3 protein-coding genes are annotated in these 3,456 nt (G+C 63.9%); 2 read left to right on the forward strand and 1 reads right to left on the reverse strand.

Annotation, left to right across the window (positions count from 1 at the left end):
• Positions 1–310: 310 nt before the first annotated feature.
• A complete protein-coding gene (locus JOZ76_RS32310) occupies positions 311–1,192 on the forward strand; it encodes a DUF4339 domain-containing protein (RefSeq protein ID WP_291705447.1) in 882 nt (293 codons plus the stop codon).
• 7 nt (positions 1,193–1,199) lie between these two features.
• Here the strand turns inward: JOZ76_RS32310 and tesB are convergent, their stop codons facing one another.
• The gene (tesB, locus tag JOZ76_RS32315) at positions 1,200–2,060 is read right to left on the reverse strand and encodes an acyl-CoA thioesterase II (protein ID WP_291705448.1); all 861 of its coding nucleotides are present in this window, start codon (positions 2,058–2,060) and stop codon (positions 1,200–1,202) included.
• A gap of 171 nt (positions 2,061–2,231) precedes the next feature.
• On the opposite strand from tesB, the gene JOZ76_RS32320 reads away from it, so the two are divergent.
• Positions 2,232–3,452, forward strand: a complete 1,221-nt coding sequence (locus tag JOZ76_RS32320; protein ID WP_291705449.1) for a ubiquinone biosynthesis hydroxylase — start codon at positions 2,232–2,234, stop codon at positions 3,450–3,452.
• Positions 3,453–3,456: the final 4 nt, after the last annotated feature.

The following is a 3,456-nucleotide window of genomic DNA, read 5'->3' on the forward strand; positions in this document are numbered from 1 at the left end:
CACTCGGTGCGAGGCTTCAGATCGACAGCACCTGGCAGATTGACCGTCTCTTGGGCTGCAGGCCAGTCAAATCAGCCATCTCTGTGGGCAAATGGCACAAAAATCTTGCAGGTTGAAGGGCTAAGATTTGCAGCCGCAGGCCTCACTACCAACTGTACAGGGACACGGATGCCAAGCAACAATGCACTTCGCGGCTTTCGCCGGGCCCTTTCAAGAATTTCGTCGCCGATTTTTCTCAGACTTTTCCGCCTGACCCTTTCACCTGATTCTTTTCACCTGACTTGGGGTCGCGAACCCAAGGGGGGACCAAATGCCGGATCGTTTCTGGTTTTTCGCCGCCGAAGGCAAACAGCAGGGGCCTTATCCGGAGCCCCAGTTTCGCGACTTTTTCGTACGGGGGAGTCTCGGCGCCGACACGCTGGTCTGGACCGAGGGGATGGCCAACTGGCAGAGGGCAGCCGAAATCCCCGGACTGTTGGTAAGGTCGGCGACTGCGCCGGTGACGTCGCGACCGGCGGGCCAGCCGGATAATGCGGACGGTCAGGATGGCTCGCTTTGGCTCGACGCCGGTGTCTGGCCCCTGCTCGGGCGCAGCCTGTTGTTCGTGATCGGCCTGCTGCTCGTCGTTCCGGCACCCTGGACCGCGACAAGCTTCTATCGCTGGTTCGCCTCGCGCCTCGCAGTACCAGGACGTCCCAATCTCGCGTTCCGCGGCGAGGTTGGCGACCTCTGGTACGTTTTCGTTCTCATCGGCCTCTTGAGTTACGCGGGGACGAGCGGTTACACCATGCTCAAGCTCGCCGCCTTCGTGATTCAGCCGTTTCTGTCGTGGATGATCGTGCGCTGGGTCGCGGCCAATCTCAGCTCGAACGGGCAGCCGCTGCCGATCGCATTTGATGGCAGCATATGGATCTACGTCGGCTGGTACCTGCTGCTCTACGTCTCTTTCGTTACGATCATCGGCTGGGCCTGGGTCCAGACCGCATGGATCCGCTGGATCTGCCAGAACATCTCAGGCACGCGGCGTGAGATCGTCTTCAACGCCGGCGGCCTGGACGTGCTGTGGCGGACCCTCGTGTTCGTACTCGGCTGCGCGGTGATCATTCCCATTCCGTGGGTCCTGCACTGGTACGTACGCTGGTACGCGTCGCAATTCGAGCTGGTCGAACCATCGTCCGTGACGGCTCTGTGAACCGTCATCACCTCCGTTCGCGCACCGAGCCCTCCTGCGCGACGGAGGCGACCAGCGTGCCGTCAGGCTTGAAGATCAAGCCGCGCGTGAGGCCGCGGCCGCCCTGCGCGCTCGGTGAATCCTGCGCGTAGAGCAGCCATTCATCGGCGCGGAACGGGCGATGAAACCACATCGCATGGTCGAGGCTGGCCGGCATCATGCGCTTGTCGAACAAGGTGCGGCCATAGCGCGCCATCACGGCATCCAGCAGCGAGAAGTCCGAGGCATAGGCCAGCGCGCACATATGCAGCGCCGGATCGTCGGGCAATTTGGCCGCCGTCCGGATCCAGACATGGATGCGGCCGTCCTCGACCTTCTGCCCGAAATAGCGCTCGAGCTCTACCGGCCGCAGCTCGATCGGCCGGTCGGATTCGTAGTAGCGGCGGATGAAGTCCGGCATCTCGCGGAACATCGGCTGCTTGGACACTTCTTCGGCGGTGAGCTTCTCCGGCGGCGGCACGTCCGGCATCTTGTCCTGATGATCGAAACGCCCCTCCTCCTCGGCATGAAACGACACCATGATCGAGAAGATCGCATTGCCGTGCTGGATCGCGGTGACACGGCGGGTCGAATAGCTCTTGCCGTCGCGCAGGCGCTCGACCTCATAGATGATCGGGATCTGCGGATCGCCGGGCAGGATGAAATAGCAGTGCAGCGAATGCGGCAGGCGTCCTTCCACGGTGCGGCACGCCGCCACCATCGCCTGTCCGATCACCTGGCCGCCGAACACGCGCTGCCAGCTCGTCTTCGGGCTGTTGCCGCGAAACAGGTTCACTTCCAGCGGCTCGAGATCGAGGATGGACAGCAGGTCGATCAGGCTTTTGGACATGGCAATGGTCCCGATTTGACCGCGGTCAATGCGAGGGCGTCTTGGCCAGCACCAAAACGGACGTGCTTGCCATGGCGGCTTGATGGTAAGCCGCCCTTGTTTGGCCGCCCTGTTTCGCCCAGCTATAAGGGAGTGGCAAGTCTGATTAGCAGGCGAGAGTGATGCATGAGCATGACGGCACAGCGGAGTATCGTGATCGGCGGCGGCGCATTTGCGGGGCTGGGGCTGGCACTGGCCTTGCGCCAGGGCCTCGGCGCCAAGATCCCGATCATCGTCGCCGATCCTGCGCTCGCCACGCGACCGAGCCGCGATCCGCGGGCAACCGCGATCGTCGCTGCTTGTCGCCGCTTGTTCGACGTGATCGGCGTGTGGAACGAGATCGCGGAGAATGCGCAGCCCATCCTGGACATGGTCGTCACCGATTCCAATCTCGATGACGCCACCCGGCCGGTTTTCCTGACTTTTGCTGGCGAGGTCGAGCCGGGCGAGCCCTTCGCGCACATGGTGGAGAACCGCCATCTGATCGACGCGCTGGTCAAGCATGGAGAGGCCGGGCAAGTCGATTTGCGCGCGACGACGGTGAGCACGTACGACTCCCGCGCCGACGGCATCAGCGTGACCCTGGGCGATGGCAGCGTGATCGATGCCACCCTTCTGATCGCCGCCGATGGCGCGCGCTCAAGACTGCGCGAGCGCGCCGGCATCGCCACCCATGGCTGGGACTACGACCAGTCGGGAATCGTCGTCACGGTGGCCCATGAACGCGACCATCGCGGCCGCGCCGAGGAGCATTTTCTGCCCGCCGGTCCGTTCGCCATCCTGCCGCTGACCGGCAAGCGGTCCTCCCTGGTCTGGACCGAGACGCGGCGCGAGGCCACGCGCATCACCGCGCTTGCGGCAGACGACTTTCTGCGCGAACTCGAATTGCGCTTCGGCCTGCATCTCGGCGAGATCAAGGTGCTCGACCGGCCGCGCGCCTTTCCGCTGTCCTATTTCGTCGCGCGCTCCTTCATCGGCGAGCGGCTGGCGCTGGTCGGTGACGCCGCGCATGTGATCCATCCGATCGCCGGACAGGGCCTCAACATGGGGCTGAAGGATGTCGCGGCGCTTGCCGAGGTGATCGTCGATGCGGCCCGGCTCGGCGCCGATTTCGGCGCGGCCGATGTGCTCGAGCGCTATCAGCGCTGGCGGCGCTTCGACACCATGGCGATGGGATTTGCTACCAATTCGCTGAATGTCCTGTTCTCCAACCGCTCGACGCTGCTCCGCAGCGTGCGCGACATCGGCCTTGGCATCGTGGACCGCCTGCCGCCGCTCAAAGACGTCTTCATCCGCCAGGCGGCCGGTCTCACCGGCGAGGTGCCGCGGCTGTTGAAGGGCGAGGCGCTTTAACGCT

The organism is Bradyrhizobium sp., assembly GCF_019244115.1.
Taxonomy (GTDB): domain Bacteria; phylum Pseudomonadota; class Alphaproteobacteria; order Rhizobiales; family Xanthobacteraceae; genus Bradyrhizobium.